Origin of the sequence: Flavihumibacter fluminis (assembly GCF_021491375.1) — a bacterium.
Classification (GTDB): domain Bacteria; phylum Bacteroidota; class Bacteroidia; order Chitinophagales; family Chitinophagaceae; genus Flavihumibacter; species Flavihumibacter fluminis.
In genome coordinates this window covers 1-287 of record NZ_JAKEVY010000029.1, presented here as the reverse complement: position 1 = coordinate 287, position 287 = coordinate 1, and the positions used below count along the sequence as shown (strand labels likewise).

The following is a 287-nucleotide window of genomic DNA, read 5'->3' as shown; positions in this document are numbered from 1 at the left end:
CTCGAGAAAAAATCCTTTATCTCGTCTACAACAGATGACGTGACATTGGACTCCGCCGTGTACTATGTCTCGAATTTTTCGCTCGACCCCGTCGTACGGCTGTCACTACCGATTTATGAAGTCTTTCGATACGATAGTCTGGAGCACAAACCCCTGGAAGCCCAACTCGCCCTGAAATTGACGATTGACCCGCTTCCCGAAAACCTCGCCTTCAAGGACAACAACGTCTACCAACCCATACCTACCGAATTCAATGTGTTTGTTTTGGTTATCGTCCTGGTGGTACT

Annotated in this window: 1 protein-coding gene; it reads left to right on the top strand. The window is 48.1% G+C overall.

What is annotated here, in order from left to right:
* Window positions 1-287, top strand: a 287-nt coding sequence (locus tag L0U88_RS20765; RefSeq protein ID WP_234868790.1) for a hypothetical protein, incomplete at both ends; no start/stop codon positions are given.